Source organism: Petrotoga sp. HWHPT.55.6.3, from assembly GCF_002895495.1.
Taxonomy (GTDB): Bacteria; Thermotogota; Thermotogae; order Petrotogales; family Petrotogaceae; genus Petrotoga; species Petrotoga mobilis.
This window is the reverse complement of sequence record NZ_AZRJ01000011.1, coordinates 1-26,746: the sequence shown is the minus strand read 5'-3', so window position 1 is coordinate 26,746 and position 26,746 is coordinate 1. Positions and strand designations below refer to the sequence as shown.

Here is a 26,746-nt window from a genome sequence, read left to right as displayed (position 1 = left end):
TTCATTGAAGGTAATAAATGCCTTTTTTTAATTTCAAAACTTTTGTATTTCTAATTAGATCTAAATATTCTTTATCCAAATGATACTCTTGTTCTCCGATATAAATGACTACCTTTATCTCGTCATATGCTGCTTTCTTTTTAAAAATTAGTAAATTTTCTTCCGAAGTTATAAGTTCATAACTCCCTGATGAAAGAGAGGGGTGAACTCTTCTTAATTTAATGAGATTTTTACAATAATTGAAGGTTTGTTTCTCTAGATCTGACCAATCTTCTTTGAATTTCATCGCAACTCTTCCACTTTCGTGAAAATTTTGAATTGTTGAGTCTCCTTTTAAAGCTATCTCATTGCCATATTCTAACATCACATTTCCTGTAAGAGCCATTAATAAACCAAGTGCTATGTAAAATGTCTCTAATTCTTGGCATATATCTATGAACCTTGGAAGATCGTGATTTTCTATAAAATAAGTTAGCTGGAACACCCTTTCGTTTAATTGGTTTGATAATACTATTTGATTATATAAATCGAGTAACGACCCATTTTTCTTTCCTAAAACTTCTTTAATTGTATCGTATGTAGCAAAATCAAACAGACTGGTAAAACGTTGAGCATCTTCTCCTTTGAACTTTTTAAGGAGATTAAAATTTTTTATCTTATCTCCCTCGTCTTCCCATACTTCACCTAAAATTACCACATCTTTTTTTATTTTTTTCATCCTTGTAGAAAATTCCTCTAAAAAGTTTAATGGCAAGCCTAAGGCATGATCCAATCTAAATCCGTCTAATTCAAAGTTTTTTAGCCAATACTCTCCAACTCTTATTAAAAATTCTCTTGTCTCTTTATCATCTAGATTCCAAAACAAAAAGGATCTTTGCCATCTTTCTTCTTGAGGTGAACGGGGAGATTCAGTTTTAATGTTCAAATCTTTGGGGACAGAATTAAAATCAAATTCCTTTGAGGCATGGTTAAGTACTAGATCGATAATAACCTTTATTCCTCTTTTATGAGCATCTTCAATAAGCTTTTTAAAGATCGCTTTAGCATCTTCTTCGGAGTTGGAACTTATGTTTTCTGAGATAGAAAAATAATTGGTAATATCGTATCCGTGTGTGGTTTTACTTTTAAAAATAGGCCCAAGATATATCAAATCTATCCCAAGCTCTTTTAAATAGTCTAATTCTTTAATGACACCTTGAAGATCTCCATCTATTGCATTTTTTTCGTAATAGCGATAACTCTCCTTTGGAAAATCATTTGTTAATTCTCCATTTTTATAAAATTTTATTAGAATGTGGTATCCTAAAAACATAAAATTCCTCCCATAGTTTACTTCTGGTTATTTTACCACTCTTTTTTTAAAGAAATGAAAACGTTTCCTAAAGATATTCACTTTTTTTACTTTTAAAATTTAAAATTAAAAAATGTGGTATAATTAAATTATAAATGGATCGTTAGCCCCGTTGCAATAAAGCAACTAGAAGGAGGGGTAACTATGAACATACTTTTGGTTTATCCCGCTTATCCCGAAACATTTTGGAGTTTCAAACACGTGCTGAAATTTATTTCCAAACGCGCTGCTTTGCCGCCTTTGGGTTTGATTACAATAGCTTCTTATCTACCCGAAGAATGGAACATCAGGTTGGTGGATATGAATTGTGAAAAATTAAAAAAAGAAGATATATTAAATTCAGATTATGTTTTTATAAGCGCCATGGCTGTTCAAAGAGAGTCAGCGGTAAATGTGATCGAACAATGTAATGACTATGGCAAACCTATAGTTGCCGGTGGTCCTCTTTTTACAATGGAACCCGACACATTTCAAAATACTGTAGACCATTTTGTTCTTGGAGAAGCGGAAGAATTAATGGATGAGTTGGTTGAAGATATAAAAAATAACAAATTAAAAAGATATTATGCAAAACCTAATTTTTGCAATATTGAAACTACGCCTGTTCCCAGGTGGGATCTGTTAAATCTCAAATGGTATGGGTCCATGAGCATCCAGTATTCTAGAGGTTGCCCTTATAATTGTGAATTTTGCGATATTGCCGCCTTGAATGGTAGAAAACCCAGAACTAAGACAAGCGTACAGTTGATTCAAGAACTTCAATCTTTGTACGATGCAGGGTGGAGGCGTTCTGTTTTCTTTGTAGACGATAATTTTATCTCAAATAAATCAAAATTAAAAAAAGATGTGTTACCCGCAATAATACAGTGGCAAAAAGCTCATGGTTACCCGTTTTCTTTTTATACCGAAGTGTCTGTAGATTTTTCTAATGATGATCAACTCATGGACTTGATGTTCAAAGCGGGTTTTGACAGAGTTTTTATTGGCTTAGAAACCCCTGATCCGGATAGTCTACGAGAAGCTAATAAGTATCAAAATATTAAGCAAAATCTTGAAGAGTCTATCAAAAAAATTCAAAGTTTTGGTTTTGAAATTCAGGGAGGATTTATTGTCGGTTTTGACAGTGATAAGCCCACAATTTTCGATAAGCAATTCGAGTTTATTCAGAAAAACGGCATAGTTACCGCCATGGTTGGCATTTTAAATGCGCCAAGGGGAAGTGAATTATACTCAAGATTACTCAAGGAAAATAGATTACGGGGAGAAATAAGTGGAAACAATGTGGATATCAATACGAATATAATTCCAAAGATGAACTTGGAAATCCTAGTCAAGAATTACAAAAATCTTGTTGCTAAGCTTTATCAGCCCAAAAACTATTATGATCGTTTGAAGAAATTTTTGGTTAATTATAAGGTACCTGGATTCTCCAAGGCTAAGATAGGTTTTCAAGAAATTAGTGCTTTTATTAAATCCATCTTTATTTTAGGGATTGTTGGTAAAGAAAGAAAACAATATTGGAAAATGTTTTTTTGGAGTTTGTTTAAGAAACCTAAAGCTTTTCCAAAAATGATTTCTCTTTCAATTTACGGTTACCATTTCAGGAAAATTGCAGAAAATTTATAAGGTGAGAAAAGGTATGATAAAAAAGATAATTTTGGTTTTTGCATTTATTCCCGTTATAGTAGTCTCTTTTGCTGCAAATCTATCAAAAGATAATATGATTATAAATTTAAACGATAATACATGGATAACAAATCAAATTGCAGAAAAAATAAAAAGTATCGGAAGTTATATGTACAATATAAACATAAAAGATGCGATGTCTAACTCCATAAATATCAATGATTATGATGTAACAATGAATATATTTACAAATACTAAGGAAAATATCACAATTGCGTTTGGATACTTTGATGGCGGAGGTTTTTCATACTCTGAAGAATCTGGTGAAACTAGTGATTGGGTAGAAAAGTTTGCGGTAAAAACTCTGGAGACATTATCCATTCAAAGGTTTTTGTATGGAGAAAACTGGGATGTTTTACAGATCACTTTTTGGAAAGGGGTAGATGAATACCCTGTTTTTCAAAATAATAAGTTGTATCTTGTAAGCGACAGATATATTGGTAATAGGGAAATTTATATTTTTGACTTTAAAGAAGGTACACAAGATAAGATTCCATTGGAATATTCTGCTGAGTATTTTCCTGATATTTCCCCAAACGATGAGTATTTAACTTTTCAAACTACATTGTTTGGAAAATGGGATATTGTATTGTATAATCTAGAAACTGAGGAGATTCAAAAAGTAAGTCCGTCCGATAAGAATGCTTATTCACCATATTTTTATGATAATACTTTGATTCTATTCACTATGGATGAAGATGGTGGTCAGTGGACGGAAGTTTGGATTTATGACTTATACTACGATAAACTTGAGAAATTAACGGAATCAAAGGATCTTTTGAAATTTCGCCCCACCAAATGGGATGGTAACAAAATCAGTTTTTATGGTGTGGATCATCAAACGGCGAATATGAATGTTTATTTTGTTGACGAAGAAAACAGTATCTCACCGTTAATAGCACAACAAAATAATCAAACCGATAATTGGTCAAATGGTTCAGAGCTTCTTGTGTTTTCTGAGTTTAACGGAACCTATTTCAGTATATATGAATACGATGATGGAGAAAAAAGGAATTTATCAGGCATGTTGACAAATGACTGCTTCTATCCAACATATACACCCGACAAAAAATATGTTTTTTTTACTAATTATTATTCAGAATCTGATATTTTTGTTATAAACAGAGAAAAGATCAATATGAACGAACAATAAAACTCTATCGGAGTGATTTGAATAAACAACGAAAAGGTGAATGAAGAAAATTCCGACAAAAATGAGTATAAAAAAATTGCTAAAATCTTTGGATTAATTCTTTTGTTTTTTCTTTTTTTCTGGAATGCTTTGATGACTTTTTTTCTAATAATTCTATTGAATGCAAAAACAATTAAGAAATCTGTATTTGGGAACCTTCCATTGGAAGTTAAGAAAGGTTCCTATACTGATGCAATTACTGTGGAGTATAAAAAGGAAAAGTTACCTTTGAAATTAGATGTTTACTATCCTTCTAAAGAAAAAAGCAAATTTCCTGTAGTCTTTTTTGCTCATGGAGGAGGGTGGATAACTGGAAGTAGGAAATTATCAAGCGTTACCGCATGGGCAAAATTTTTAGCGAGTAGAGGATTTGCCGTTGTTGCAATAGATTACAGGTATAGCTATTTAAACAAATATGAAGAGTTGATAGAAGATTACCACGACGCCCTAAATTATATAAAAGATCATAGTGAAGAGCTGAGTTTAGACAAAGAAAATATCGTGTTGATGGGCACGTCCGCAGGCGGTACTTTGTCACTTTATTATGCAGCATATAATTCTTACTACAATCATTTTGAAAAGATGAAGGGAATAAAGGGAGTTGTGGCTTGGTACGCTCCATCGGATCTTTTAGATCTGTGGAGTAATCAAGTAGATTCTCTTTTTGCACAATTTGCAGTTACAACCACAATGAAAGGAACGCCTAAAACAAAATTTGAAGAATATAAGTTATATTCACCTATAAATTATATATCTGAAAGAATGGTTCCAACACTGTTAGTACATGGGGAAAAAGACGCTACCGTCCCTGTAACAACTTCTATAAAGTTAAACCAGAAGATAAAAGAATGTGGTGTTCCTTCTACATTGTTAATTCATCCAAAAGGGAAGCATTCTTTCGAATTAGAATTAAAAGATGTTTTAACCCAGAAATTTGTTGAAAAAACGGTGAGTTTTATTAAAAAAGTATGCCAAAATAAAGAAACTGATGATACATTAAATAGAAGAGCTGTTTAGAAATAAAGATCTACGAAGATGGGGAGATGAACATATGCTACAAGAGAATTTTAAAATAGATTTTAGTTATGCAAAACAAAATATAGAATTTACTCAAGCTTTCATAAATAAAGGTAAAAATTATAGAGAATCATTAATAAAATTTAATTCTTTATACAAATATAATAAAAAAGGTACCGAAACTAATGAAATCTATCTTTTTGAACCCCGAGGAAAGGCTTTGGGTGTTGCTTTGATACTTCATGGTTTGGGAACTAAAAACATTACCTATATCTTAAAAATGGGGCGATATTTTTCCAAATTAGGCATAAGGGCTGTAGTACCATTATTACCCGACAATTATACCAGAACATCTAACGGATCTATGAGTGGTAAAAATTATTTTTCTGCCGATATTTATACAACCTTGAACACCTGGGAACATGCGGTTGTTGACGTATTAAGTATCATAGATTTTTTGAAAGCGAACGCGCTTTGGCACGAGCGAAACTTCATGATAGGATACTGCCTTGGGGGCATGGTATCTGTTATCGCTAACGCTTTAAATCCTGAAATAAAGCACAATTTCATTATAGCCAGTGGTGGAAACATGGCTGAACTTATATGGGAATCACCTACATTGGAATTTACAAGAAGGGAATTGCTTAAAAAGAAAGACCAAATAGCTTATTTAAGCGATAGAGAAAGGCTAAGAAAGACCTTTCAAAACGATTTAAAGAGGATAGGAGAGTTTAAGAACATTCAAGAGTTTTTAAATTCAGATATACATCCATTGATGAAGGTTGATCCTGCAGCCTATGCCAAATTTTTAAACAGAGAAAAGGTAACATTCTTAGAAGCAGCTTTTGATAAAACCTTACCCAAAAATACAAGAAGGGTTCTATGGGAAAACTTATCAAGACCTAGAAAGGTGACGGTCCCCATTGATCATATTACCTGGCTACCTTTTCAAAGGTTAATATCAAATATTATAATTAACGAAATGAGGTTCGAAGAAATTAAATACCGTTTCGCTAATTTAGGATATTTGGCTATTTTATCAAAGTGAAGTGATATTTCTTCATCAATTTTAACTTAGAAAATTCATGTTCATAGCGAGATATAAAAAATAAAGGCGTCGAAATTGAACGCCTTCATTTTTTCTTTTACCCTGCAATTTCTACATTTTACTTAGTTTACAATTTCTTCAGAGTAAAGATGACATTTCACTTCTCTTTAGTCAATTATGTCGATAAATCTTAAAAATCGAAACTTGCATTTAATTTAAAAAATAAAAAAAGATTAGTGGTAAAATATTGAAATAAGGTAGAAACATTGACTTAAAAAGGGGGAAATTGAATTTTGTTTAAACTCAGTAGAAATGGTAAGTTTAAATTTGTGAGCACTAAACACAACAAACAGATATTCGTTACTCCATTGATAACAGATTCACATTTACATATATTGGGATTGGGAGAAAAGCTGTCTCAACCGACTTTGGAGAAAAAGAAACTATCTGAAATTAAGGGTATTATAGAAGAAATTGTCAGTAAAAGACCGAATAAAATTGTTTTAAGAGGTTGGACCGAAGAATTTGCAAATCCTGATAAAAATTTTTTAGATTCAATAAACAGAGAAATCCCCATCATGTTGGTTAGAAGATGCGGACATTTTGCGGTTGTTAATTCAAAGGTTTTTGAGGGTATTGATTTTTCAGATTCAAGTAATTACGTGGATTTTGAAGAAGGAAAAATCAAAGAAAGTGCGATCGATAAATTTTATAAAACCTTTGGCCCTTTCACAGACGTAAAAAATAATTACGAGACCTCAAAGAGGTATTTAAAAGAAAAAGGGTATGGTTTTGTTCATTCAGATGATTTACATGGTATTTCTCAAGACGAGTTACCATTTACACACGATAATGATTTTTTTGTATATGAAAAGGTTGCCGTTAAGGGCTATAATGAGCTTTCAAAATATTATGAATCAGGATATTTTAATGAATTTAAATGTGTTAAAATATATTTGGATGGTTCGTTAGGTGCACGAACAGCTTTATTGCTTAATAAGTACACCGATTCTGATACGTATGGGGAAAAATTATGGGAAGATACTGAGTTAACTGCGGTTGTTGAATTTTGTGAAGATAACGGACTTCATTTAGCTGCTCATGCTATAGGAGATGGGGCTATAGAACAAATTTTACGAGTTTTTGAAAGAGTCAATCCTAAATTAAGGCATAGAATAATTCATGCTATTCTGCTTAGTTCTAACCAAATAGAAAGGATTAAAAAACATAACCTTATTGTAGACATACAACCTCAATTCATTGAATCCGATAAAGTTTTTATTGCAGATAGATTGGGTGAAAGGGTAAAAGATGCGTTTAGATTTTATGATTTATACAAGTCACAAGTTCCTCTTTTTATTTCATCAGATGCTCCAGTTGAAGAACCAGATTGGTTGAGAGATATTAAAAGATTGAAAGAAATAGGTATCCCTTACAATTATTCTTTGTATCAGCTTATCTATGGCCCAGAAACCATAGATAACATTGATAGGCAAGAAAGCATGGAAAGTAACGCTTTAATATTTCAGGACGATCCTTTTGTTGAAATATCTCAACCAAAGATCTATCAAAATGAAAATTAGATTTTGATTTTAAAAAAGTGCAAGTATTAGAATTTTAACGACAGTAATAATTACATTTTGTGAGGAGGTAGAGTAATGGAGAAATTAGCTTTAGAGGATTTTACAAAGTACAAATTTATATCGAACACAAAATTTTCACCGAATGGTAAAAACTTAGCTTTTGTTGTCTCTGAGATGGATGTCGATGAGAACAAGTATCTATCAAATATATGGCTTTACAATGTAGATAATAGAAAGACCAACAAACTTACTACTTTCAATCAAGAAAGTTCTTATGTATGGTTGGACGATGAGAATATCATCTTCTCAACGGTAAGAGAGGAAAAGGATAAAAAGAGGAAAGAAAAGGGAGAACCTTTTACAATTTTTTATATAATAAACATCAAAGGTGGAGAAGCTCAAAAATACTTTGAACTCCCGTTCTTTGCATCAGATATTGAACCCATATCTAAGGATAAGTTTGTTGTAACTGGTATTTACGACCCGAAATATAAGAATTTGGATAACCTTTCAAAGGAAGAAAAAGAAAAGGAATTGGATAAGCTCAAAGAAGAAAAAGATTACGAAGTTTTAGATGAAATACCCTTCTGGTCGAATGGCCGAGGATTTACCAACAAGAAAAGAAATAGATTATACATTTATACGTTAGAAGATAAGAAAGTTACCCCCTTAACAGATGAATTGACAAACGTAGAAGGTTTTAAATTAAATGAAGAGAAAGATTTAATACTTTTCATTTCCAACACTTTTAAAGATAAAATGGAAATAAGATCCGATCTTTATTTATATGACTTAAAGAAAGAAAGTTTAGAAAAATTAACTCATGAAGATCCTTTCAATTATGTATATGCAGACTTTCTCAAAGAGAAAATAATCTTCTTAGGGTCCAACATGAAAGAGTATGGAATCAACGAGAACCCAAAATTTTATTTGATGGACTTACAAACAAAAGAAGTGAAACAAATTCAAACTGATTTTGATTTTAGTACTTGGAGTTCTGTAGGTTCTGATTGTAGATATGGTTCTAATAGTGAATTCAAAGTGGAGGACAATTACCTTTATTTTGAAACAACAGAGTATGGAAATTCTTTCATAAATAGAATAGATGAGAGAGGTAAGAGGGAAAAATTAACCACACAAAGCGGATCCGTTGATGGTTTTGATGTATTTAAAGATCGTATCATCTTTGTGGGGATGAGAGATGTTAAACTTCAAGAACTATACGAATTAGCAGGCAATGAAGAGAAACAACTAACTACTTTCAACGAATGGGTAATAGGAGAAAAAACTTTATCTAAGCCTGAAAAAATAACCTTTCTTGGCAAAGGTGAGATAGAAATAGAAGGATGGGTTATGAAACCTGTTAATTTTGAAGAGAACAAGAAATACCCCGCAATCTTAGATATTCATGGTGGCCCAAAAACCGTTTATGGTGGAGATGTTTTTTTCCATGAAATGCAGTATTGGGCAAATGAAGGTTATGTTGTTATGTTTTGTAATCCCCGAGGAAGTGATGGAAGAGGGGATGAGTTTGCAGATATCAGAGGAAAGTATGGAACAATAGACTATGAAGACATAATGGACTTTGTTGATAAAGTATTGGAAAAGTTCTCTTTCATAGACGAAAATAGAATAGGGGTAACAGGTGGTTCTTATGGTGGTTATATGACCAACTGGGTAATTGGACATACTGATAGGTTCAAGGCTGCTGTTTCTCAAAGAAGTATAGCGAATTGGATAGCTAAATTTGGCACTACCGATATCGGTTACTATTTCGTTGAAGATCAACAAGCAGCCACCCCCTGGAGTGATTATGAAAAGTTATGGTTCCATTCACCTATGAAATACGCAGATAACGTTAAAACTCCAACTCTTTTTATACATTCGGAAGAAGATTACCGTTGTTGGTTGGCTGAAGGATTGCAGATGTTCACTTCACTCAAATACAATGGCGTGGAATCAAAATTGGTTATGTTCAGAGGAGAAAATCATGAGTTGAGCAGAAGTGGAAAACCAAAACATCGAGTAAGAAGATTAAAAGAGATTACCGCGTGGTTTGACAATTATTTAAAATAGTTAAATGTTTGTAGCTAACTTTTCACATTAAAAGGAGAAAAAGCATGAGATCAAAAACCAAACGCTTGGTAACTATATCGTTGTTATCTGGTATTTCTTTTGTTCTAGGATTTACTCCATTGGGATTTATCCCTATTCCTCCAGCGAATGCAACAACTATGCATATTCCAGTTATAATTGGGGCAATATTGGAGGGACCTATTGCAGGAATGGTTATAGGTTTGATATTTGGGGTGTCTAGTATAATTCAAGCACTTTTAAGACCGAATATATTGTCTTTTGCTTTTGTTAATCCTTTAGTTTCTGTATTACCAAGAATATTGATTGGTTTAGTTTCATATTATTCATACAGGTTAGTATTTGAACTTTTCTCGAGTAATAAAGAAAAAGTTTCAAAATGGAGAGATAGCGTATCTATTGGTGTAAGTGCTGCTTTAGGAACTTTTACTAACACCGCAGGTGTTTTAGGTATGATGTATCTCTTATTTGCCGACAGGATAGCTACCGCTATGGGAGTAGCAAGGGAAGCCGTAGGTGGGGTAGTGTTGGCTATAGGCCTAACAAACGGTATTCCAGAGATCATAATAGCGATTTTAATAACTGTTGGGGTAATCAGAGCGGTAAAAAAGGCAGGCTATTGATTATCTCATCATTTGGGTGGGATGCGGGGGAAGGGCGCTATAGCAACTTTTTTGATTTCTATAGACAACAAAAATTACAAATTAAAAGGAGGAGTCAAGTATTATGAAGAAATACACAGCTACCCACGAATATGTAACAATAGAAGGAAATATTGCAACTGTTGGGATTTCTGCGAAGGCTGCTGAAGAATTGGGTGATGTAACCTACGTTGAATTACCAGAAGTTGGGAAAGAAGTAAAAAAAGGTGAAGTCCTGTGCACCATAGAATCTGTGAAGTCAGCCGAAGATATATATGTACCTTTAAGTGGAAAAATTGTTGAAGTTAACAAAGATCTTGAAGACCAGCCGGAAATAATAAACGAAGATGCGGAAAATAAAGGATGGATTGTAAAAATTGAATTTTCTGATCAATCAGAGATCGAAGATCTTTTGGATGAAGAACCTCCAATGTAGACAAGTATGATTCAAAATTAAGGGCCCTTATTAAATGGGGTCCTTTTTTCTTTTGTTAACTTGAAGAAGCCAGACATAAAGCAAAAAGATCAAACTCCATAGAAATAACGGAATAAATAAAGAATTAAATTCAATTGGCTCCCAAAATGTAAAAAGATTTACGAAGTTTTTTATTGACAAAGCAAAAAAAGTTGAAAAAGAATGAACAAAATTGAAAGGCAATAATATTGAAAGAACGCTACATAAGATTAGTAATGAAATAGCAGGGGTTAGAATGGGCGTTATGAAAAGTCCAATCAAAGAAATTTCTCCAAAGTGTATCAACGCTATAGGAAATATACCGACATATGCCGCTATAGGAACAGATAAGGATCTAAAATATTGATTTTCTATATGGTTCATTGAAAATAAAATCATAAAAGTTGCTGCATAACTCATTTGGAAACTAACGTTCATAAGATTATTGGGGAAGAACAAAAGGTTGAGATATCCTATTAATCCTAAGATGTTGAAAGAGCTAACAGGAACGTCGAAAAGTCTGAATAAGTTTAAAGTGACTAAAAGCGATACAGCCCGTACAGAACTTGGGGTGAATCCGGTAAAAACCAAATAAAAAGTGATGATAGTGGAGTATAAGATGAGTCTTAAATTCCTTTTCAAGATAAAAAAGTTGAGAAAGAAACTGATCATCGAGTAAATTATGTACACGTGCATACCTGAAACGGCAAATAGATGCAAAGTCCCTGTTTTTTGAAATACCTCTTTATCCCGTATATTACCCATAAAAGAGCTCGTCAATATATCAAGTGCCTCGGTATTTTGAATGTTTTCAGACAATCTATTGGTTGCAAGATCTTTTATCTTCATAATCGAATTGTTGTTGGCAGGAGCCACATATTCAGCTCTAAGAAAATCGTTTTCAATGGTTCCGTATATGTAGACGTTTTTGCCCGTAGTGATGGGAACCGTACTGAATTCACCATAGTAAAATTTATAATAATTCCTGTATTTCTGCCATTGATTTTCATAATAGATTTTTCTTGAAAATACCGTATAATAATTTCCTCTTTTGTCTATAATTTTCCCTAAAATACCTGCTTCTGAATTGAGATTGATGGGAATGTATAACAAGCCAGGAAACAACAAGACACCGATTAAAAAGACTTTTAATTTATCTTTCTCAAAGAGTTTTAAAAGAAGAAGAAACAAAAAATAGCCTATTAATACTGCGGCTTTATTCAAGTAGGAAAGTACTAATAACAAAGAAAAGGCAATGAATAATTCAATAAAAAAGGGGAAGGTAACTTCAGTTTTCTTTTCTATACTTTTACCCCCAGTAGATAGAAATCAGAAGTGAGATTATCAATCAGGAATATAATAAAATTAATTCAAAAAACAAAAGGATCGTAAAACACGATCCTTTATTCTGGTGCCGGGGGCGGGACTTGAACCCGCACGAGTGTAAATACTCATATGGCCCTCAACCATACGTGTCTACCAATTCCACCACCCCGGCGAAAAAGTTATTTATGTCAATATATCAAAATTATTATACACTACGTTATAGGCTTTGTCAAGAGACCGTGGCTATGTCATACACTTCACCATTTTTGATAACAGTTTGAGTGTGGTTTACTCCGAAGTGGTATATTAAGTATTCTATATTTGGAACATCGAAAATCGCCATATCAGTTTTTTTACCTACCTCCAAACTACCAATTTTATCTTCTAATTTCAGTGCACAAGCCGCATTAATAGTAACCGATGTAATTATTTCCTTTGGATTCATATGTAATTTTATTGCCCCAAACGTCATAACCAATTGTAAATTTTCTGTAGGCGAACTTCCTGGGTTATAATCGGTCGATAATGCAATTGGTATACCAAGTTCAATCATCTTTCTGGCGTTTGCATACTTCTCACTTTGTAAAAAGAAGGTTGTTGTAGGAAGAAGGGTAGCTATAACGTTGTTCTCAGCCATTTTTTTCAAGCCTTCATCACTTGCACCTACCAAATGATCTGCTGAAACGCAGCCTAACTCAGCAGCTAATTCGGTACCTCCTAAAGGTTCTATTTCGTCTGCGTGAATTTTGAGGAATAGACCGTGTTCTTTTGCAGCAGAAAGTATTTTTCTGGATTGATCAACTGAGAAAACTCCTTTTTCACAGAATACATCACAAAATTTAGCTAAATTTTTTTCTGCTACATACGGGATCATTTCAGTTATGAGTATATCTACGAATTTATCGACGTTGTCTTGGTACTTTTTAGGTACGGCATGCGCCCCCAAAAATGTAGGAACCAAATCTATGGGGTGGATTCTATTGAGTTCTCTTATGACCTCAAGCTGTTTCAATTCTGTGTCAAAGTCATCAAGCCCATAACCGCTTTTTGCTTCAACGGTTGTTACTCCGTAAGACAACATTCTATTTAAACTCTTTTCTGACTTTTCAAGTAATTCTTCAAAAGATGCCTTTTTAGTTGATTCAACGGTGTCGTATATTCCTCCCCCAGAACTTAAAATATCTAAGTAACTCTCACCTTCTAATTTTTTAAATAATTCATATTCCCTTGAGCCACCATGGACCAAATGAGTGTGAGAGTCTATTAAACCGGGTGTTACAGTTTTCCCTTGGGCGTTTATAATTTTTGCATCTTGAGCTATTTCTATGTCTTTTGGCAAATCACCACTTCCAACGTAGATAATCTTATCTTTTGAAGCAGCAATTATGCCATTTTTTATTAAGCCAATTTCTGACATTTCCTCTTTCTTTCTTGGTCTATTAGGACCTCTCATCGTTATTAAATTTGAGATGTTTTTTATTATTAAAGTAGCTTTTTCGCTCATATCAATCGCCATAAATCCTATTCTCCAAAACTTTGTCATAACTGAAATCTTCTAATTTTAAAAAGTAATCAGCTGTATCAACAAGGGCATTCAAAGGTACCAACCCAACTATTTCACTTCCAACAACGTTCACTCCATACCTGTTCGCTTCATTTTCTATCACCTGAAATACCCTGTACAAAGGTGTTTTTGTGTAATCAACCATATTCATGGAAACTTGGACTATATTTCTTTCTTTCAATTCAAAACCCAACGCTTTACAATATTTAAATCCTCCACTTTTACCTCTCACAGCTTGGGCTATCTTTTTTGCAATGTCTATGTTGTTGGTATTTAGGTTCACGTTGAAAGCTATCAAAGGCATCCTTGCCCCCACGGCGGTAACTCCTGCACTTTCATGCGGTTTATCTGGGCCAAAATCTGGTTTGAACGCTTCTTGTTTTAACTTCTCAAACATTCCTTCGAACTCGCCTTTTCTTATAACAGCTAAATCCTCTCTTTCAGGTCGGCTGGCTGATTTTTCATACAATATTACGGGGATATTCAACTCTTCTCCTATTCTTTTTGCCAATTTTTTAGAGTACTCTACACACTCTTGCATCGATATGTTTTTAATTGGAATGAGCGGTATGACGTCTGTAGCCCCCATTCTTGGATGTTCACCTTTGTGGGTTCTCAAATCTATCAATTCAGCCGCTTTTTTACAAGCGTTAAAAGCTGCTTCTATTACTTGATCTGGTTCCCCCACAAAAGTAACTACGCTTCTGTTGTGGTCTCTGTCCATAGAGTAATCTAATAATTTTACTCCTTCTTGTTTTCTTATTTCATCTACAATACGCTCTAATTTTTCTTTATCTCTTCCTTCACTGAAATTTGGAACACATTCTACAATTTTGTTCAAAGTATCTACCTCCTAACCCTGATAATATTTATCAACTAAATCTTTTACCATATTTTCATCAGCAATGTACGGTAAAGTTATGTGGTCTGTATTTTTGTTTTCTTTGTTGTACTCTATGGATGTTTCTATAGAAGCTTCATTCCTAGCCCATGATCGTCTGGCAACCCCAACCATAACATCCCATGGAATTGCGTCCTTTATTATTTCATCCACCCTTTCGCTTCCATCCAGAACCAAGCCAAAGCCACCGTTAATGGCTTTACCGATACCAACTCCACCTCCGTTGTGTAATGTTACCAAACTCATTCCCCTTGCTATATTTCCAGCGAAATCATGGGTTGCCATATCAGCCATTATATTACTCCCATCTTTTATATTCGCTGTTTCTCTAAAAGGAGAGTCAGCTCCGCCTGCATCGTGATGATCCCTTCCAAGCATAATGGGACCAACTTCCCCTTTTCTAACCATTTCATTGAATTTAAGGGCTATCTTCATCCTTCCCATAGCATCCTGATAAAGAATTCGTGCTTGAGTACCAACAACAAGATTGTTTTTATCTGCATCCCTAATCCATATGTAGTTGTCTCTATCCTGGCCCCTTCTATTGGGATCTATGCATTCCATCGCTGCTTTGTCCGTTTTCAATAGATCTTCCCTTTTTCCACTTAAACATACCCATCTGAAAGGTCCATAACCATAGTCGAATATTAATGGCCCCATTATATCTTCCACATACGAGGGAAATATGAACCCTTCGCTTTCATCTAACCCATTTTTTGCTATTTCTTTCACTCCTGCATCAAAAACCGCCTTCATGAAACTATTCCCATAGTCAAAAAAGTAGGTTCCCCTTTCAACCATTGTTTTTATAAGCTCGAAATGTCTTCTCAATGAATTGTTGACTAATTCAACAAATCTCTCTTTATTTGTTTCTAAGAGGTGATTCTTCTCTTCATGAGTCAAGCCTTGCGGGCAGTACCCTCCCTCGTAGGCGGCGTGACAAGACGTCTGATCTGATAGCAAATCTACCTTTATACCTTTCTTTACAATGTATTCCAATAGATCTACAATATTACCATAATAACCTATGGAAATGGATTCTTTTCTATTTAGATGATCGAAGGCTATTTCAAAAACTTCGTCCAAATCTTTGCTGTAAGTTTTTAGCCAACCTTGGTTGAGCCTTGTTTGAATTCTGGAATAATCTACTTCTGCAATTATCCCAACCCCTCTTGCAATTTCTATTGCTTTTGCCTGAGCACCGCTCATTCCACCTAAACCTGAACTAACAAACAAACGTCCTCTTAGATCACTATCTTGTGGTATCCCTAATTTCAACCTTCCAGCGTTCAACAAGGTATTGTAAGTGCCATGAACGATACCTTGAGGTCCTATATACATCCAACCTCCTGCAGTCATTTGCCCGTAGTTGGCAACACCCATAGCTTGTGCCTTAATCCAATGTTCTTGGTCATCGAACATCCCAACCATCAAGGCGTTTGTTATTATCACTCGTGGACTATTTGGAGTTGATCTGAACAATCCTAGGGGATGTCCTGAAGCTACAACTAAGGTTTGTTCTCTTGTAAGTTCTTCTAGGTATTTTTTAATCAACCTGTACTGCATCCAATTTTGACAAACTTGACCGGTTTCACCATAGGTTACCAGTTCATAAGGATACAAAGCGACATCGAAATCCAAGTTGTTGTCGATCATGACCTGAAATGCCTTTCCTTCAATACATTTACCCTTGTACATATCTATAGGTTTTGCTTTAATGTTGCCCTCAGGCCTATACCTGTATCCATAAATTCTACCTCGAGTAAACAACTCTTGCAGAAATTCTGGAGCCAATTTTTCATGCAAATTTTCTGGTACGTACCTTAAGGCGTTTGCAAGGGCTAATTCAACTTCTCTTTTTGATAAGTTCAAAGGCCTTTTAGGTGCCCTTCTTATGCCTTCTATGAATTTGGGCATACTAGGAAGTTCATCAACCAACTTAATGGACATTGCGTTAGAAATATCGATATTGTTCACCATGATAATTTCTCCTTTCTTTAAAATAATTTACCAATTACTTTTTCCACTTCTTTAACGATTATGCCAGATTTTAATATGTCTTCACATTTATCTATCACTTCGTACATTGCTCTGTCTTCGTTTATCTTTGGTACTTTATCTCTTACTATATCATAAACTATCTTTGAACCTTTTCCTAAACCTTTATTCCCTCGTAAATCTATGGCTTGGCAAGCACACATCATTTCCATAGCTAATACTTTTTGGACGTTGTTTAGAATATTTTTCGCCTTCCTCGCTGAGATTGTACCCATAGAAACGTGATCTTCTTGGTTTGCAGAAGAAGGAATCGAGTCAACACTTGCAGGATGAGCTAAGACTTTGTTTTCTGAAACCAACGAAGCAGCTGAATATTGAACCAGCATAAAACCAGAATTCAAGCCACTTTCTTCTATCAAAAAAGGAGCTAACCCACTCAATTTAGGGTTAACAAGCCTTTCTATTCGTCTTTCTGATATATTTGCAATTTCAGACAAAGCAATCGCCAAAAAGTCCATGCCCAATGCAATTGGTTGGCCGTGAAAATTCCCCGCGGATATTGCTTCTTCTTCTTTTGAAAATATCAAAGGATTATCGGTTGCTGCATTCATCTCTTTCACGATGATATCTTCTACATAATTTACCGCATCACGTGAAGCACCGTGAACCTGCGGGATACATCTCAAGGAATAAGCATCTTGAACACGTAATACCCCTTGATGAGACACCATTTTACTACCTTCAAGTATTTTCCTTAAATTATTAGCGGACCCAATTTGCCCTTTATGAGGTCTTAGATTGTGTACCCTGTCATCAAAAGCCTCGATGACACCGTTCAGCGCCTCAAAACTCAACGATGAAATTATGTCTGCTGTTTTTAAAAGTTCTATGCTATCGTATATCGATAATGCACCTATAGCCGTCATAACTTGTGTTCCATTTATCAAAGCGAGACCTTCCTTGGCAACAAGATTTATCGTATCTATTCCCGCCAACTTCATCGCTTCTTTTCCATTTAACCGTTTGCCCTCGTAATAAGCTTCTCCTTCTCCTATCATCGGTAAAACCATATGGGCTAAAGGAGCAAGATCACCACTGGCTCCTAAAGATCCTTTTTCTGGTATTATTGGGTGAACCTTCTTGTTGATCATATCAATCAGAGTTTGTATGGTGGATAACCTTATTCCAGAAAAACCTTTGACCAAAGAATTCGCACGAAGCAACATAATCGCTCTAACAGTTTCTATATCCAAAGGATCCCCAATTCCGCATGCATGGCTTCTGATCAGATTCTTTTGTAATTTCTCTGTTTTATCGTTCGAAATGAAAACATTACAGAGTTCTCCAAAGCCAGTAGTTATACCATATATGACTTTTTCCTCTTCTGCAAACTTTTCTACAATTTTTCTGGAGTTCTCAATGTTCTCAAGGACAGATTTATCGATAGCCACTTCGTAATAATGTCTAGCTACATTAATCACATCTTCCAAACTCAGATGTTCGCCGTCTATATAGACCTTTTTCAAATATAAGACCTCTCTTTCGATTAAGCAAAAACTTCACATCTTCTAACAAAATTATAACACCGTGAAAAAAATTTCTCACTTTTAAATAGAGCTGATTAATGTCGATTAAAAACAATCTAAGTCGATTAAACAAGAAAATCTAATGAAATCTTACAAAACAATTTTTAACAAAATTCAAGAAAAACTAAGAAAAAGCTTCCTAATCGCAAATAATTGCTCGTAATTGCTCCTAATATTAGTTGATTGGATAAACTTACTATTGACAATGATAAATAGAATATTTTAAAATGGAAGTAGTTAGATGCAGTTTTTACCATTAGTACTAATGGTAAAAAAACAAAAAAAGAGGAGGTTAGTAAAATGAAGAAAGTTCTTTTGGTTTTTCTGGTGTTTTTATTAACATTTGGTGGTGCTTTATTTGCAAAGGATGAGGTGTTGATTGGGCTTTCTGTTGCTAATTTGCAACTTGAAAGGTGGCAAAAAGATAGAGATATTTTTGTTGAAACTGCTGAGAAACTTGGTGCAAAGGTTATTGTACAATCGGCCAATAATGATGATTTATTGCAAGTTTCTCAGGTTGAAAACATGATGAATCAAGGAGCTGATGTTTTAGTTATCATTGCACATGATGGTTATATTATGGGAAGTGTGGTTGAAGAGGCTCACGCTAACGGAATTCCAGTAATTGCGTATGATCGTCTTTTAATGGAATGTGATTTAGATTATTACATTACTTTCGACCCAATAAGAATTGGAGAAATTCAAGCACAGTACTTGGTTGATAGGAAACCAGAAGGTAATTATTTCTTGTTGGGAGGGTCTCCAACAGATATGAATGCGCATTTTGTTAGAGAAGGTCAAATGAACGTTCTTCAGCCATATATTGATAGTGGGGCGATAAAAATAGTAGGAGATCAATGGGCAAAAGACTGGTCAATGCAAGAAGCTATGAAGATTGTAGAAAATGCTTTAACCGCTACTCAAAATCAGATTGATGCAATTGTTGCTTCCAACGATAGTACAGCTGGAGGGGCGGTAGAAGCGTTAAAGGAACAAGGACTAGCGGGAAAAGTTTTAGTATCTGGACAAGACGCAGACCTGGTTGCCTGCCAGAGAGTAGTTGAAGGTACACAAACAGTGACCGTCTATAAACCTATAAAGGATATCGCCACAATGGCTGCTATTATGGCTGTTTCAGCTGCTAAGGATATTCATATTGTAACAAATGGATCAATTAACAATGAGTATAAGGAGGTTCCTACTTTCTTCTTGGAGCCTATCCCTGTTGATAAAACTAATATAGTAGAAACGGTTATAAAGGATGGTTTCCAAAGGTTAGAAGATGTATATAAAAATGTTCCCAAATCTCAATGGCCGAAAGTGGATTAAACAGAACTTTGAATATTGGGTTAGGGGTCAATCCCTAACCCTTCAGTCTCATTTTTATAACACATAACAATTGAGGTGATTAAATGGCCGCTCTTTTAGAATTGAAAAACATATCAAAAGAGTTTCCAGGGGTAAAAGCCCTTGAAAATATCAATTTAAAAATTGAGGAAAATACAATCCATGCTATTTGTGGAGAAAACGGAGCAGGAAAGTCTACTTTGATAAGTATATTAGGTGGAATATATCCATTGGGAACCTATGAAGGTGAAATTTATCTACATGGAGAAAGGGTGAAATTTAGAAATCCAAAAGAAGCAGAAGAAGCAGGAATCGCTGTTGTTCACCAGGAATTGAGCCTATTTGACGAATTAAATATCGTTGAAAACATCTTTATGGGTAAAGCTATTGTAAGAGGAGTTTCAATAGATTGGAATGAAATGATCAAGGAAGCTAAGGAATGGTTAAAAAAATTGAAGATGGAGAATGAAAATGTTCTTAATAAAGTAAAATACTTAGGTTCTGCAAAACAACAGTTAATTGAAATTGCTAAAGCCTTAGTTAAAAATTGTAATATTTTGATTTTGGATGAACCTACTTCATCTTTAACAGAAAATGAAACAAAGATATTGTTTGCTATTTTAAAAGAGTTGAAATCTGAAGGGGTTACGTCTATTTATATTTCACATAAGCTTGACGAAATTTTTGAGTTAGCTGATACTGTCAGCGTTCTAAGAGATGGCAAATTAATTGACACAAGGCCCATTGGTGAAGTAAAAGAAAGTGATCTCATAAAAATGATGGTGGGGAGAGAAATAAATCAAATGTTTCCCAAAAGACGTTATATTCCAAACGAAATAGTATTTGAAGTGAGTGATTATACGCTTTTTGAGGATTACGATTCTCAAAGAAAAGTTGTTGAAAATATTAGTTTTCACCTTAGAAAAGGAGAAATATTAGGTCTGTTTGGATTAGTCGGTGCGGGTAGAACAGAATTAATGACTAGCATAATAGGATTCAATTCGAGTAATAAAAGTGGAAAGGTATTTTTGAATTCCAAAGAATTAGAAATAAGTTCACCAAGGCAAGCGTTAGAACTCGGAATAGCTTATTTATCTGAAAATAGGAAAAATTTGGGGATATTTCCCAATCTATCTGTAAGGCAAAACCTTTCAATTACTTTCATTAAATCGTTTGGTAGTTATTTTAAAATATCTGAAGAAGACGAAATAGTAGAAGCTCTTAGAATGATCAAACAACTAAATATTAAAACTTCTTCTCCAGAAACAAATATTACTACTTTGAGTGGAGGTAATCAACAGAAGGTTTTACTAGGTAGAAATTTGATAAGAACACCAAAAATATTGATTATGGATGAACCTACAAAAGGAATAGATGTTGGAGCTAAGCAAGAAATATATTCATTAATGAATGATTTAGCATCTCAAGGTATTTCAATAATTATGATATCTTCTGAATTACCAGAAATAATAGGTATGAGCGATAGAGTTATAGTTATGCATGAAGGTAAATTTATGGGAGAATTAGAAAATATCAACCACAATTTAACCCAAGAAGAAGTTATGTACCTTGCCACTGGGACTAAAGGAGGAGAGGTGTTTTGAAAAGGGGAAAGATTAGTTTAAATTTAAGTTTAAGATCGTACATGATGATAATAGCTCTAATAGTAATTTGGGTATTTTTTACCATCTTGACCGAAGGTTCTTTTTTAAGTGCTAGGAATATTTCTAATTTATTCAGACAATCAGTATTTTTATCAGTATTAGCAATGGGTATGGTTTTTGTTATAATATTGGGGCAAATAGATCTTTCGGTTGGCTCTATTGTAGGACTAACTGGGGGTATTGTAGCAATTTTGCATGTGTGGAACGGAATGGATCCTTTTATTTCTATCCTCATTACTTTAGGTATTGGACTTCTTATAGGTCTATGGAATGGATATTGGGTAGCTTACCGAGGAGTTCCAGCCTTTGTTGTTACATTAGGTGGCATGCTCATTTTCAGGGGAATTCTATTAGGAATTACAAAAGGTACTACTATTGGTCCAATGAGAGGTTTTTTTGAATTTTTGGGAAAAGGTTATCTATCAAACATTGTAGGGATAATAATAGGAGTTATCGGTGCTATTCTCATAATACTAGCAGAACTTAATTCATGGAAGAAGAAAAAATCTCATGGATTAAATGCTCCCTCTTTGAGAGTAGAATTTTTAAAATTATTGGCTTATATTTTATTAATAACCATTTTTATTGTAATTTTCAATTCTTATCGAGGAGTTCCTTTTCCTGTTTTAATAGCTGTTATTCTTTTAATATTCTTCACTTATATTTCTCAAAATACAGTTTTTGGAAGATATATATATGCAATTGGCGGTAATAGTCAGGCTGCAACTTTATCTGGAATAAACGTAAAAAAGATTACACTTATAGTTTTTATGATTAATGGACTATTAGCAGCTTTTGCAGGCATTTTTTTAACTTCTCGACTTAATGCGGCGGCTGTTTCGGGTGGAGAAGGAGCTGAGTTAGATACTATAGCTGCTTGTGTTATAGGTGGTACAAGCTTAATGGGAGGAATAGGTACTGTTGTTGGTGCAGTAATTGGAGCAATTGTAATGGCAAGTCTAGACAATGGAATGAGTCTTATGAATGTCCCGGTTTTTTGGCAGTCTATAATAAAAGGTTTAGTATTAATATTTGCGGTATGGTTTGATGTTGCAAGTAAAAAGAAAGAGGCTTAAATATGTACAAAAAAACTTACAGGAGGTCTTAAAATGACAGAATACTTCAAAGATATTAAAAAGGTTGAGTATGTTGGTAAGGAATCAAAGGATCCGTTAGCTTTTCACTATTATGATCCCAAGAGAAAAATTGGTAATAAAACTATGGAAGAACATCTGAGATTTTCTGTGGCCTACTGGCACACTTTCACCGCAGAAGGAAGGGACATGTTCGGTATAGAAAGTGCCAGCAGAGAGTGGAATAAGTTTTCAGATTCTTTAGATAAAGCTTACGCAAGATGTGATGCAGCATTTGAGTTCATGAGCAAATTAGGGGTTAAATATTTTTGTACCCATGACAGAGACTTAGTTGATGAACAAGAAACGTTGAGAGAAACAAATAAGTTATTAGACAAAGTAGTAGAAAGAATAAAAGAAAGAATGAAAGAAACAGGTATAAAGCTTCTTTGGGGAACAGCGAATCTTTTCACTCATCCAAGGTTTATGCAAGGTGCAGCAACGTCTTGTGATGCAGATGTATATGCTTATGCCGCTGCACAGGTGAAAAAGGCACTTGAGATTACTAAGGAATTAAATGGTGAAAATTATGTTTTTTGGGGTGGAAGAGAAGGATATGAAACCCTTTTAAACACTAATATGGAGTTGGAATTGAACAATTTGGCTAATTTTTTACACATGGCTGTAGATTACGCCAAAGAAATTGGTTTTGATGGCCAATTTTTGATAGAACCCAAACCAAAAGAGCCCACAAAACATCAATATGATTTTGATGTTGCGAACTCTTATGCATTTTTACAAAAGTACGATCTTGATAAGTATTTCAAGTTCAATATAGAAGCAAATCATGCCACTCTTGCTGGTCATACTTTTCAGCATGAATTAAGGTATGCAAGGATAAATAATATATTGGGAAGCGTTGATGCTAACATGGGTGATCTATTGTTGGGATGGGATACAGATCAATTCCCAACAAACGTATTTGAAAACGTTTTGGCAATGTATGAAATACTTAAGAATGGAGGAATAGCTCCGGGTGGTTTGAACTTTGACTCACATGTTAGAAGACCTTCTTACGAAAATATTGATCTGTTTTACGCTCATATAGCAGGAATGGATGCATTTGCGTTAGGATTGATATTAGCCAATAAGATTTTAGAAGACAAAGTTTTGGAAGACTTTGTAGAAAAAAGGTATAATAGTTTTAATGAAGGAATGGGTAAAAAGATAGTGGATGGACGAACTAATTTCAAAGAACTCGAAGAGTATGTACTAGATAAAAAAGTGGGAGTACCAAAATCTGGAAGACAAGAATATTTGGAAAACTTATTAAATTTGTATATCTACGAATAGACAATAAATCAGGAGGCTTTGTTTTGAAGATAAAGAAAATCAATGCAGAAAGAATGGGATATTCAAACAAATTAATGGTTTTCAATTTGATCAGATATTATTCTGGAATCTCAAGAAATGAGATTTCTAAGCTTACAGGTTTGGATAAAAGTACTGTGACAAAGATTACGTATGATTTGATTTCTAAAAACTTAATAGAAGAAGGAGATAGAAAATCTTCTAAAGGGGTTGGAAGAAAACCTATAAAACTGGAAGCAGCGAAAGGCGTTGCTGCTTCCATTATCGTTAAGGTTGGAGTTGAAAAAACAGTCGTAGGTCTTGGATATATGAACAATTCAATAAATAAGATTGTTGAATTTGAAACCCCAAAAAATTTTAATGTTTTTATTGGTAAATTAGCTGTTGAGATAAAAAGAATATATGAAAATGCTAATGGGAATAATATAGTAGGCCTTTCTTTTTCTTTTCCAGGAATGATTGATAGGAAAAACTTGATTATCGAATACGTACCTCATTTTAATTGGAGTGAGATCGATCTTAAAGCAGCTCTTTTAAAGGAACTACCCAAATGTGACAAACCAATTTTCGCTGCAAATGAGGCAAAGTTAGCTCTACAAGCAGAGATGTATTTTAACAAGAATATTGCCAACCTAAACAACGGAGTCTATGTTTTCATATCTCAGGGGATAGGAGGAGCTTTGCTTATAGATGGTCAAATTCATTTGGGACCTAATTTCACAGCAGGTGAATTTGGTCACATGAGCATCGATGAAGATGGAGAAAAATGTTTTTGCAATAATCAAGGATGTTGGGAAACGTTTGCCTCAATTGATACAGTTTCTAAGATATATGAATACAGCAATGGGCGATTGGAAGGCAACAATTACGAAGAAAAATTTAGAAATCTTCTTATAAAAGCCCAGAAGAAGGAAGGAAACGCCGATGAAATAATTAAACAGATGTTATATTATTTGGGAGTAGGGACGGTTAATTTAATAAATATCTTAAATCCTGAGTTTGTAATTTTTGGGGGGTATGGGTATCTTTTCCCGGATGAGTATTTCACAGAGATTGAAAATATTATAAAGACTCGAGCTCTGAAGCCAACCTTAAAATCTTTAAAAAAGCCCTTGAGACCTGTTTTTGATATAGAAACAGCATGTTTGACGGGGGCAAATTTAAGGGTGATGGATGATTTTGCAGAAAAAGCTGTAATTTAGAATGAGGTGATAAGTTTGCATAAGTACTTAGGAATTGACGTTGGGACAACTGGATTGAAGGGTTTAGTAGTATCTGAAGAAGGAGAAGTTTTGGATAGTTATTCCTATCCATTAGAAATGAAAGTTCCCAAACCTGCATGGGCTGAACAAGACCCTGAAGATTGGTGGATTGGTGTATACGAAATATTAAAAAAAGTTTCCAGAACGCATCAAATAGATGTAATAGGGTTTTCCGGACAAATGCATAGCTTGGTGGTTTTGGATGAAAATAATAAACCTATTAGGCCAGCAATCCTTTGGTGTGATCAAAGGACCACTCCCCAGTGTAAAAAAGCTACAGAAGTTTTTGGTGGTGAAGAAAAGGTTATCTCCAAAATAGGGAATCCCTTTTTGGAAGGTTTCACTTTCCCAAAAATACTGTGGTTAAAAGAAAATGAAGGAGAGAATTTTAAAAAAATAAAGAAGATTCTTCTACCTAAGGATTATATTGTTTTTAAGTTAACGGGTAGTATTGGTATAGATTATTCGGATGCTTCTGGAACAGCATGTTTTAATGTAAAAACAAATTATTGGGATGAAGATATATTTGAAACTTTTGGCATTAATATGGATATAATGCCTGAATTGTATCCTTCTTATGGGATTCGAGGCGAATTAAAAGAAAGCTTGCAAAATGAATTGGGATGGAGGAACACAAAAGTCGTTTCTGGAGGAGCAGATAATGCATCAGCTGCATTTGGAATAGGTATATCAAAAGTGGGAGAGTCGATGGTTAGTATCGGAACTTCAGGCACTGTTTTAACCCTCACTGAAAAAAAAGTTCCTGATTTATCTGGAAAAATACATTACTTTAACTATGTAATACAAGATAAATATTACTACATGGGAGTAATGCTTTCAGCCGCTCATTCTCTAAATTGGGTAAAGAATCGATTTTTTCCCAGTTCAGATTGGGCAGAAATAGAAGAAAGAACAAACCAATCAGTCCCTGGTTCAAACGGTATTATTTTTCTTCCTTATTTAAACGGAGAAAGAACCCCGCATAGAGATCCTAACGCAAGAGGCGTTTTCTTTGGGATTTCTTCTTTGAATACTGAAAATGACATACTAAGGGCAACTATGGAAGGTATAACCTTTGGCCTTAGGGATTCTTTTGAACTTATAAAAGAAAAAACAGAGATAAAAGATATTAGAATAGTTGGAGGAGGGGCCAAAAACAAAGCATGGGCAAAGATAGTTGCAACAAACTTCAAAATGCCTGTTAAAATGCCTGAAATTGATGAAGGTGGTGCTTATGGAGCAGCTATGTTGGCTGCAGTGGGAGATGGCCAAAAGCTTGAAGATGTTTTAAAATGGGTAAAATTTAAAGAAGTTATTGAACCTGATTATCAAGATACCAAGATTTACGATGATTATTATGAGACTTACAAGAATTTGTATAAATCGTTGAAGGGAAATTTCGAAGAGTTGGCAAAAATTCAAAAATGATATATAAAAAGAGCGGCTTTAGCCGCTTTTAAAATTGTTAATTTAATTCCGACTTTTTTTGTGATATAATTAGTATGGATCATTAAACAATGATGGTTACTGGGGAAAAGGGAAAAGAACTTTTATCCTTATGGGCGGGCTGCGGGGCGAAGGGGCGCTA

General features: G+C 34.2%; 20 protein-coding genes and 1 tRNA gene. 14 read left to right on the top strand and 7 right to left on the bottom strand.

Annotation, left to right across the window (positions count from 1 at the left end):
• Position 1: 1 nt before the first annotated feature.
• Positions 2 to 1,312: an alpha-amylase family glycosyl hydrolase gene (locus tag X926_RS04315; RefSeq protein ID WP_103065157.1), complete on the bottom strand. Its 1,311-nt coding sequence runs from the start codon at positions 1,310 to 1,312 to the stop codon at positions 2 to 4.
• 183 nt (positions 1,313 to 1,495) lie between these two features.
• Here X926_RS04315 and X926_RS04310 point away from each other — a divergent pair, with 183 nt between their 5' ends.
• The 8 genes from X926_RS04310 (at position 1,496) to gcvH (ending at position 11,048) form a co-directional block, all read left to right on the top strand.
• Positions 1,496 to 2,977 carry a B12-binding domain-containing radical SAM protein gene (locus X926_RS04310; protein WP_103065156.1) on the top strand — a complete coding sequence of 494 codons (1,482 nt, stop codon included), beginning with the start codon at positions 1,496 to 1,498 and terminating at the stop codon, positions 2,975 to 2,977.
• A gap of 13 nt (positions 2,978 to 2,990) precedes the next feature.
• Positions 2,991 to 4,190 carry a hypothetical protein gene (locus X926_RS04305; protein WP_103065155.1) on the top strand — a complete coding sequence of 400 codons (1,200 nt, stop codon included), beginning with the start codon at positions 2,991 to 2,993 and terminating at the stop codon, positions 4,188 to 4,190.
• Positions 4,191 to 4,322: 132 nt separating this feature from the next.
• Positions 4,323 to 5,246 (top strand): alpha/beta hydrolase, encoded by a 924-nt coding sequence (locus X926_RS04300; RefSeq protein ID WP_233186677.1) that lies wholly within the window; start codon positions 4,323 to 4,325, stop codon positions 5,244 to 5,246.
• A gap of 34 nt (positions 5,247 to 5,280) precedes the next feature.
• Positions 5,281 to 6,294: a dienelactone hydrolase family protein gene (locus X926_RS04295; RefSeq protein WP_103065153.1), complete on the top strand. Its 1,014-nt coding sequence runs from the start codon at positions 5,281 to 5,283 to the stop codon at positions 6,292 to 6,294.
• Between the two features lie 293 nt (positions 6,295 to 6,587).
• Positions 6,588 to 7,877, top strand: a complete 1,290-nt coding sequence (locus X926_RS04290; protein WP_158245193.1) for an amidohydrolase family protein — start codon at positions 6,588 to 6,590, stop codon at positions 7,875 to 7,877.
• A gap of 75 nt (positions 7,878 to 7,952) precedes the next feature.
• Positions 7,953 to 9,953: a S9 family peptidase gene (locus X926_RS04285; RefSeq protein ID WP_103065151.1), complete on the top strand. Its 2,001-nt coding sequence runs from the start codon at positions 7,953 to 7,955 to the stop codon at positions 9,951 to 9,953.
• Positions 9,954 to 9,997: 44 nt separating this feature from the next.
• Positions 9,998 to 10,594, top strand: a complete 597-nt coding sequence (locus tag X926_RS04280; RefSeq protein WP_012208096.1) for an ECF transporter S component — start codon at positions 9,998 to 10,000, stop codon at positions 10,592 to 10,594.
• Positions 10,595 to 10,697: 103 nt separating this feature from the next.
• On the top strand, positions 10,698 to 11,048 hold the full coding sequence (gcvH, locus tag X926_RS04275; RefSeq protein WP_103065150.1) for a glycine cleavage system protein GcvH: 351 nt from the start codon (positions 10,698 to 10,700) through the stop codon (positions 11,046 to 11,048).
• Positions 11,049 to 11,078: 30 nt separating this feature from the next.
• On the opposite strand, the gene X926_RS04270 is transcribed toward gcvH, so the two are convergent.
• From X926_RS04270 to hutH, 6 genes are all read right to left on the bottom strand, one after another.
• Positions 11,079 to 12,257, bottom strand: coding sequence for a ComEC/Rec2 family competence protein (locus tag X926_RS04270; protein ID WP_103065149.1), 1,179 nt, complete (start codon positions 12,255 to 12,257; stop codon positions 11,079 to 11,081).
• Positions 12,258 to 12,475: 218 nt separating this feature from the next.
• A tRNA-Leu gene (locus tag X926_RS04265) sits at positions 12,476 to 12,564 on the bottom strand.
• 57 nt (positions 12,565 to 12,621) lie between these two features.
• Positions 12,622 to 13,935, bottom strand: coding sequence for an imidazolonepropionase (hutI, locus tag X926_RS04260; protein WP_304465925.1), 1,314 nt, complete (start codon positions 13,933 to 13,935; stop codon positions 12,622 to 12,624).
• Positions 13,898 to 14,797: a glutamate formimidoyltransferase gene (gene ftcD / locus X926_RS04255; protein WP_103065147.1), complete on the bottom strand. Its 900-nt coding sequence runs from the start codon at positions 14,795 to 14,797 to the stop codon at positions 13,898 to 13,900. Before ftcD ends, hutI begins: the two co-directional genes overlap by 38 nt.
• A 12-nt stretch (positions 14,798 to 14,809) precedes the next feature.
• Entirely contained in the window at positions 14,810 to 16,837 is a 2,028-nt protein-coding gene (locus X926_RS04250) for a urocanate hydratase (protein ID WP_103065146.1), read from the bottom strand.
• A gap of 17 nt (positions 16,838 to 16,854) precedes the next feature.
• The gene (gene hutH / locus X926_RS04245; protein ID WP_103065145.1) at positions 16,855 to 18,381 is read right to left on the bottom strand and encodes a histidine ammonia-lyase; all 1,527 of its coding nucleotides are present in this window, start codon (positions 18,379 to 18,381) and stop codon (positions 16,855 to 16,857) included.
• Positions 18,382 to 18,741: 360 nt separating this feature from the next.
• Between hutH and xylF the strand changes: the two genes are divergently transcribed.
• The 6 genes from xylF to xylB all read left to right on the top strand — a co-directional run bounded on the left by xylF (position 18,742) and on the right by xylB (position 26,586).
• Entirely contained in the window at positions 18,742 to 19,770 is a 1,029-nt protein-coding gene (xylF, locus tag X926_RS04240; protein ID WP_103065144.1) for a D-xylose ABC transporter substrate-binding protein, read from the top strand.
• A gap of 83 nt (positions 19,771 to 19,853) precedes the next feature.
• Positions 19,854 to 21,392, top strand: a complete 1,539-nt coding sequence (locus X926_RS04235; RefSeq protein ID WP_103065143.1) for a sugar ABC transporter ATP-binding protein — start codon at positions 19,854 to 19,856, stop codon at positions 21,390 to 21,392.
• 41 nt (positions 21,393 to 21,433) lie between these two features.
• Positions 21,434 to 22,528 carry a sugar ABC transporter permease gene (locus X926_RS04230; protein ID WP_103065186.1) on the top strand — a complete coding sequence of 365 codons (1,095 nt, stop codon included), beginning with the start codon at positions 21,434 to 21,436 and terminating at the stop codon, positions 22,526 to 22,528.
• Positions 22,529 to 22,561: 33 nt separating this feature from the next.
• Complete coding sequence (gene xylA, locus X926_RS04225; protein WP_103065142.1) at positions 22,562 to 23,878, top strand: xylose isomerase; 1,317 nt, start codon at positions 22,562 to 22,564, stop codon at positions 23,876 to 23,878.
• A 23-nt stretch (positions 23,879 to 23,901) separates the two neighbouring features.
• Positions 23,902 to 25,098 (top strand): ROK family transcriptional regulator, encoded by a 1,197-nt coding sequence (locus X926_RS04220; protein WP_103065141.1) that lies wholly within the window; start codon positions 23,902 to 23,904, stop codon positions 25,096 to 25,098.
• 15 nt (positions 25,099 to 25,113) lie between these two features.
• The gene (gene xylB / locus X926_RS04215; RefSeq protein ID WP_103065140.1) at positions 25,114 to 26,586 is read left to right on the top strand and encodes a xylulokinase; all 1,473 of its coding nucleotides are present in this window, start codon (positions 25,114 to 25,116) and stop codon (positions 26,584 to 26,586) included.
• The last annotated feature ends 160 nt before the right edge of the window (positions 26,587 to 26,746 follow it).

Bases quoted from the DNA above. Each gene is read 5' to 3' on its own strand.
- X926_RS04315 (WP_103065157.1), bottom strand. From the start codon at position 1,312: ATGTTTTTAGGATACCACATTCTAATAAAATTTTATAAAAATGGAGAA.
- X926_RS04310 (WP_103065156.1), top strand. From the start codon at position 1,496: ATGAACATACTTTTGGTTTATCCCGCTTATCCCGAAACATTTTGGAGT.
- X926_RS04305 (WP_103065155.1), top strand. From the start codon at position 2,991: ATGATAAAAAAGATAATTTTGGTTTTTGCATTTATTCCCGTTATAGTA.
- X926_RS04300 (WP_233186677.1), top strand. From the start codon at position 4,323: ATGACTTTTTTTCTAATAATTCTATTGAATGCAAAAACAATTAAGAAA.
- X926_RS04295 (WP_103065153.1), top strand. From the start codon at position 5,281: ATGCTACAAGAGAATTTTAAAATAGATTTTAGTTATGCAAAACAAAAT.
- X926_RS04285 (WP_103065151.1), top strand. From the start codon at position 7,953: ATGGAGAAATTAGCTTTAGAGGATTTTACAAAGTACAAATTTATATCG.
- X926_RS04280 (WP_012208096.1), top strand. From the start codon at position 9,998: ATGAGATCAAAAACCAAACGCTTGGTAACTATATCGTTGTTATCTGGT.
- gcvH (WP_103065150.1), top strand. From the start codon at position 10,698: ATGAAGAAATACACAGCTACCCACGAATATGTAACAATAGAAGGAAAT.
- hutI (WP_304465925.1), bottom strand. From the start codon at position 13,935: ATGACAAAGTTTTGGAGAATAGGATTTATGGCGATTGATATGAGCGAA.
- X926_RS04250 (WP_103065146.1), bottom strand. From the start codon at position 16,837: ATGGTGAACAATATCGATATTTCTAACGCAATGTCCATTAAGTTGGTT.
- xylF (WP_103065144.1), top strand. From the start codon at position 18,742: ATGAAGAAAGTTCTTTTGGTTTTTCTGGTGTTTTTATTAACATTTGGT.
- X926_RS04235 (WP_103065143.1), top strand. From the start codon at position 19,854: ATGGCCGCTCTTTTAGAATTGAAAAACATATCAAAAGAGTTTCCAGGG.
- X926_RS04230 (WP_103065186.1), top strand. From the start codon at position 21,434: ATGATGATAATAGCTCTAATAGTAATTTGGGTATTTTTTACCATCTTG.
- xylA (WP_103065142.1), top strand. From the start codon at position 22,562: ATGACAGAATACTTCAAAGATATTAAAAAGGTTGAGTATGTTGGTAAG.